This window comes from Micromonospora sp. CPCC 205539, assembly GCF_036906815.1.
Taxonomy (GTDB): Bacteria; Actinomycetota; Actinomycetes; order Mycobacteriales; family Micromonosporaceae; genus Micromonospora.
This window is the reverse complement of sequence record NZ_JBAKHW010000087.1, coordinates 1-6,080: the sequence shown is the minus strand read 5'-3', so window position 1 is coordinate 6,080 and position 6,080 is coordinate 1. Positions and strand designations below refer to the sequence as shown.

At 72.6% G+C, this 6,080-nt stretch carries 4 protein-coding genes; all 4 read right to left on the bottom strand.

Going from position 1 to position 6,080, the window contains the following annotated elements; genetic code table 11:
- Positions 1–100 precede the first annotated feature (100 nt).
- The 4 genes from mraY to V6V47_RS32505 all read right to left on the bottom strand — a co-directional run bounded on the left by mraY (position 101) and on the right by V6V47_RS32505 (position 6,078).
- Positions 101–1,225, bottom strand: coding sequence for a phospho-N-acetylmuramoyl-pentapeptide-transferase (mraY, locus tag V6V47_RS32520; protein WP_334632389.1), 1,125 nt, complete (start codon positions 1,223–1,225; stop codon positions 101–103).
- Positions 1,222–2,619, bottom strand: a complete 1,398-nt coding sequence (locus V6V47_RS32515) for a UDP-N-acetylmuramoyl-tripeptide--D-alanyl-D-alanine ligase (RefSeq protein WP_334632388.1) — start codon at positions 2,617–2,619, stop codon at positions 1,222–1,224. Before V6V47_RS32515 ends, mraY begins: the two co-directional genes overlap by 4 nt.
- On the bottom strand, positions 2,616–4,139 hold the full coding sequence (locus tag V6V47_RS32510; RefSeq protein ID WP_442934338.1) for a UDP-N-acetylmuramoyl-L-alanyl-D-glutamate--2,6-diaminopimelate ligase: 1,524 nt from the start codon (positions 4,137–4,139) through the stop codon (positions 2,616–2,618). The genes V6V47_RS32515 and V6V47_RS32510 overlap by 4 nt, the downstream gene beginning before the upstream one ends.
- A gap of 91 nt (positions 4,140–4,230) precedes the next feature.
- Positions 4,231–6,078, bottom strand: a complete 1,848-nt coding sequence (locus tag V6V47_RS32505; protein ID WP_334632386.1) for a peptidoglycan D,D-transpeptidase FtsI family protein — start codon at positions 6,076–6,078, stop codon at positions 4,231–4,233.
- Between the last annotated feature and the right edge of the window lie 2 nt (positions 6,079–6,080).

Below are 6,080 nucleotides of genomic sequence, written 5' to 3'. Positions count from 1 at the left end.
GGGCACGGGCACGGGGGCACGGGCACGTGGGCACGGGCACGTGGGCACGGGGGCGCGGGGGCACGGGGGCACTGGGGGCACGGGGGCGGGACCAGGGGGGTCAGGTCATGTTGGCGAGGAACTCGCTGTAGAACAGGCCCAGCGCGATGGCCACGCCGATGCCGGCGATGATCCAGAACCGGACCACGATGTTGACCTCGCTCCAGCCGGCCAACTCGAAGTGGTGCTGCAACGGCGACATCCGGAACACACGCTTGCCGGTGGTCTTGAAGGAGATGATCTGGATCACCACGGACATCGTGATGATCACGAAGAGCCCACCGATGATCGGCAGCAGCAGGATGGTCCGGGTGGACATCGCCATGCCGGCGATCAGGCCGCCCAGCCCCAACGCGCCGGTGTCGCCCATGAAGATCCGGGCCGGGGACGTGTTCCACCAGAGGAAGCCGACACAGGCTCCGGCCGCGGCCCCGGCTATCAGTGCGATCTCCAACGGGTCACGGACCTCGTAGCAGTACGCCTGGGTGTAGCTCGGGTCGGCACACCAGTGCCGGTACTGCCAGAACGCGATCAACGCGTACGCGGCCAGCACCATCACCGACGCGCCGGTGGCCAGGCCGTCCAGACCGTCGGTGAGGTTGACCCCGTTCGTCGCGGCCATCACCACGAAGATGAAGATGATCACCGCACCGACCTTGCTGACCTGCAGGGCGTCGATGTCCCGGATGAAGCTCAGCGTGCTGCTGCCCACCGTCTCGGTGTTGGTCGCCGCGCCGGTCGAGTCGGTCATCGTGCTCGGGAAGTACAGGGCGACCACGCCGAAGACCGCGCCGACCAGGATCTGCCCGAGCAGCTTGCCGCGCTTGTTCAAGCCGGCGCTGTTGCGCTTGCGCACCTTGAGGAAGTCGTCGAGGAAGCCGACCGCGCCGGAGAAGACCATCAGCCCCAGCAGCACCAGCGCGGTGATGGTCGGCTCGACCTGGGCGATCTGCAGATCCGGCAGGGTGGTCAGCGCGAGGTGGCCCGCCACGTACGCGATCACCGTGGCCAGGATGAAGACCACGCCGCCCATCGTGGGCGTGCCCTTCTTGCCCTGGTGCATGGCCGGGCCGTCGGTCCGGATCGGTTGGCCCGCCTTGAGCCGGGTGAAGACCTTGATCGCGATCGGGGTGCAGAACAGCGACACGATGAAGGCCACCCCGACGGCGACGATGACCGCCCTCACGCGGCGGTCTCCCCACCGACGTCGACGCGCAGCGCGTCAACGACCTCCCAGGTCCGGTACCGGGAGCCCTTGACCAGGACGACATCGCCCGGCCGTAGTTCGCCCCGCAGCACCTCGATGGCCGCCGCCTGATCGGTGAGCAGCACCGACTCTCCTCCCCAGTCACCTACTGATGTAGCGCCCTCGTGGATCGGCGCCGCCGGCTCGCCCACCACGAGCAGCCGGTCCACGCCCAGTTCCGCCGCGAGCTGGCCGGTCTCCGTGTGGCCGTCCCGCTCGAACGGGCCCAGCTCCGCCATGTAGCCGAGCACCGCGACGGTACGCCGGCCCTGGCCGATACGCGCCAGTGCCCGCAGCGCGACCGCCATGGAGGCCGGGTTGGCGTTGTACGAGTCGTCGATGACGGTCACCCCGTCGGACCGCTCGAAGACGTCCATCCGGCGGGTGGAGACCAGCCCCAGCTCGCCGAGCGCGGTGGCCAGCTCGGCCAGCGGCATGCCCAGCTCCCGGGCCACCGCCGCGGCGGCCAGCGTGTTACCCACCTGATGCCGCCCGGCCAGCCCGAGCCGCACCGGCGCGGACCCCTCCGGAGTGACCAGGGTGTACGACGGGTGCCCCCGGTCGTCCAGCGTGACGGCCTCGGCCCGCACGTCGGCGTCCGGCGCCTCGCCGAAGCGGACCACCCGGGCCTGGGTCCGACTCGCCATCGCGTTCACCCGCGGGTCGTCGGCGTTCAGCACGGCCAGACCGTCCGGCGGCAGCGCCTCGACCAGCTCTCCCTTGGCCAGGGCGATGGTCTCCTGCGAGCCGAACTCGCCGATGTGCGACGTGCCGACGTTGAGCACCACGGCGATCCGCGGTGGCACCAGCTCGCAGAGGTAGCGCACGTGTCCGACCCCGCGCGAGCCCTTCTCCAACACCAGGAAGCGGGTGTCCGGCCCGGCCTGCAGCGCGGTGTGCGGGTGCCCCAGCTCGTTGTTGAACGAGCCGGGCGGCGCCACCGTCTCGCCGAGCCGGGCGGTGAGCTGCCCGACCAGGTCCTTGGTGGTGGTCTTGCCGGAGGAGCCGGTCAGCCCGATCACGGTCAGGCCGGGCAGCCGGTCCACCGCCGCGCGGGCCAGCCGGCCCATCGCGGTCAGCGGGTCGGCGACCAGCACCATCGGCACCCCGGGCACTTCACGGCTGCCCAGCACCGCCACCGCGCCGGCAGCCACCGCCGCCGCCGCGTAGTCGTGCCCGTCGACCTTCTCACCCGGGAAGGCGACGAAGAGCGAGCCGGGGGCGACCTTGCGCGAGTCGAACTCGACCGGTCCGGTGACGGTGACGGTCGGGTCGACGGCGACCAGCCGCCCGTCGACCGCCTCGGCCACCTCGGCCAGGGTCAGCGCGATCACCGCTGACCCGCCAGGTCCCCGAAGCGGGCCCGCAGCGCGTCGGCCAGCTCCGTGTGGTCGTCGAACGGGTGCACCTCGCCGGCCACCTCCTGGCCACGCTCGTGGCCCTTGCCGAGCACCGCGACCACGTCGCCCGGCTCGGCCAGCCGCACCGCCTCGTCGATCGCGGCCCGACGGCCGGCCACCTCGAGGATCCGGGCCGCCGTGCTGGCCTGGTACGCGCCGGCGAGCACCTCGGCGCGGATCTCCGCCGGATCCTCCGTACGCGGGTTGTCGTCGGTCACCAGCACCACATCGGCCCCCTCCGCCGCGGCGGCGCCCATCACCGGCCGCTTGCCCCGGTCCCGGTCGCCACCGGCGCCGAGTACGCAGATCAGCCGGCCGGCGCTCAGCTCCCGCAGCGCCGCCAGGGCGGCCACGATCGCGTCCGCCTTGTGCGCGTAGTCGACCACCCCGCGCACCGGCCCGGCGACGTCGACCAGCTCCAGCCGGCCGGGTACGCCGCCGCAGGCCGCCACGCCGGACGCCGCGGTCGACGGGTCCACCCCGACGGCCACCAGCACGGCGATGGCCAGCAGCGCGTTGGCCACGTTGTGCCGACCGGGCAGCGCCACCCCGGCGGGCAGGACCAACCCGTCCGGGCCGTGGACGGTGAACCGCTGGGCGTACCCCTCGCCGTTCACGCCGTCGGCCCACCAGGTGGCGGACTCGTCGCCGGCCGCCGAGTAGTCGACCGTCGTCGGGCGGTACAGCGGCTTCAGTGCCGGGTCGTCGTGGTTGAGCACCTCGACTGCGCACCGGCCGTCGAAGAGCAGAGCCTTGGCGGCGAAGTAGTCGTCGCTGTCGGCGTGGAAGTCCAAATGGTCGGAGCCGAAGTTGGTGTAGCCGCCGACGGCGAACCGGACGCCGCCGACCCGGCCCATGGCCAGCGCGTGGCTGGAGACCTCCATGACCACGGCGGTGACCCCGCGCTCGAGGGCGGTGGCCAGCATCGCGTGCAGATCGGTCGCCTCGGGGGTGGTGCGCACGCTGTCGATCACCAGGTCGCCGAGGCGGGTCTCGACGGTGCCGATCAGCCCGGTGGTGTGCCCGGCGGCGCGCAGCCCCGACTCGACCAGGTAGGCGGTGGAGGTCTTGCCGGCGGTGCCGGTCACCCCGATCACGGTGAGCGCCGCGGTCGGGTCGCCGTAGACGGCCGAGGCCAGCTCACCGAGGACCGCGCGGGGGTCGGGCACCACCAGGGTGGGCAGGCCGGTCCCCGCCGCCAGCTCGGCGCCGGCCGGGTCGGTCAGCAGGGCCACCGCGCCGGCCGCGACCGCGGCGGCGGCGAACTCCGCGCCGTGCCGGCGGGCGCCGGGCAGCGCCGCGTACAGGTCGCCGGAGCGGACCTCCTGGCTGGCGTGGGTCGCACCGGTGACGACCACCCCGGCGACGTCCGCCGGAAGGTCGACGGCGAGCCGGACGGCGAGATCGCCGAGCCGGACTCCGGTCACGGTACGTGGACGTGGATTGCCGGGCACGGCGTCAGACCCTACCCGGTCGTCCGGTTCCGGCCACACAGCCGCCCCGGTGGTTCGTCGGCACTCACCGATGATGTCGCGCCGCCGCCGGTCAGCGCGGATAGACCACGAACTTGGGTGCCGATCCGCCCGTGGATGGTGGTACCCGGTAGTGACGCAGAGTGAACTGCATCATGTCCCGGAAAGCCGGTCCGGCGATCGCCGCGCCCCCGCCGTCGGGCGCGTACACGAAGACCGCGATCACGTACCGGGGTTTCTCCGCGGGGGCCATCCCGATGAAGGAGGACACCTCGCCGGGCTGCTTCTTGCCGTCCACGAGCCGCCAGCCGGTGCCGGTCTTGCCGGCGATCCGGTAGCCCGGCACCGCGGCGGTCAGGCCGGTGGCGTGGTCGACCGTGGTGACCGCCTCCAGCATGGTGCGCAGCGCCGCCGCGTTCTCCGGGCTGAGCACCGAACGGGTCACCGGCGCCGGCGCCGGGGTGCGCTTGCCGTCCGGGCCGATCGTCTCCTTGACCAGGTGCGGCTGCACGTAGGTGCCGTCGTTGGCGATGGCCGCGTACGCGGCGGCCATCTGCAGGGGCGTGGCGTCGACGCTGTGCCCGATGGGCACCGACCCTTCCGACGATTTGCTCCACTCGTCGGCCGGCAGCAGCCGCCCGCTGGCCTCACCCGGCATCCCCTCACCGGTGGGCTTACCCAGACCGAACCGCTTCTGGTAGTCGATCAACCGGTCCCGGCCGAGCTTGTCGGCGATGGTGATGGTGCCGACGTTCGACGAGTACGCGAGCATCCCCGGAATGCTCATCCGCTTGCCGTCGGCCGGGTGCGTGTCGGAGAACCAGGTGTCGCCCTTCTTGATGCTGTTCGCGATGGGCAGCGTGGTCTCCGGAGTGATCACCCCCTCCTGCAGCGCCGCGCCGTAGGTGATCGCCTTGTGCACCGAGCCGGGGTCGACCACGAAGCTCGTCGCAGCGTCCTCCCGGGCGACCGGGTCGCTGGCCGCCGGCTTCGCCGCGTCGTAGGTGGGATTGCTGGCCTGGGACAGCACCGCACCGGAGCCAACCTCCATGATCACGGCCGCGCCGACGCCGCCGCGCTCTTGAGCCATCGCCGTGCTGAGGATCTGTTGGGTGCGGAACTGCAGGTCACGGTCGAGGGTGAGGGCCAATGAGCTGCCCGGCTTGGCGGGGGTGGTCCGGCTGTAGCCGCCCGGGATCGGCGCGGCGAGGTCACCGAGGCCGGCCTCGTACACCCGCTTGCCGTCCTGCCCGGCGAGCAGCTCGTCGTAGCGGGCCTCCAGCCCCTCCAGCCCGACCATGTCCTGGCTGGTGAAACCGATCAGGTTGGCGGCCAGGTCGCCGCCGGGCACCTCACGACGCTCGTCGCGGTGCACCCCGATGCCGGGCAGCTCCAGCGCCAACACCTGCTTGGCGTTCAGGATCTCCACGCCCCGGGCGAGGTACTCGAAACGGGACGGGTTGCCGTTCTCCAACTTGCGGGGCTTCATCAGGTCGGTCAGCTTCGACGCGGGGATGCCGAGCAGCGGGGAGAGCGCCTTCGCGGTGGCGGCCCGGTCCTTGATCTCGGTCGGGTCGGCGAAGACGTACCGCGCCTCGACGCTGCGCGCCAGCGGCTCGCCGCGGAAGTCGTAGATCGCGCCACGCGGCGCGGGCAGCTCGACCGTGCGGGTCCGGTCGGCGACGCCACCCCCGGCGTACGCCGGCGTGTCCACCGCCTGCAGGAAGATAAGCCGGACGCCGATGACGGCGAACAGCGTCAGGGTGAGGGCCGTGCCGAGCCGCAGTCGCAGCCGTGGGTCGGCCAGCTTCGGCGGGCGCGGTGGCTTGCGCGACGGCCGGCGGGCCGCCGGGCGGTCGGTGCGACGAGGCGCGCGCGGCGTGGTCCGGCGGCGCGGCGGCGGCTCGTCGCCAAGTCGGATCG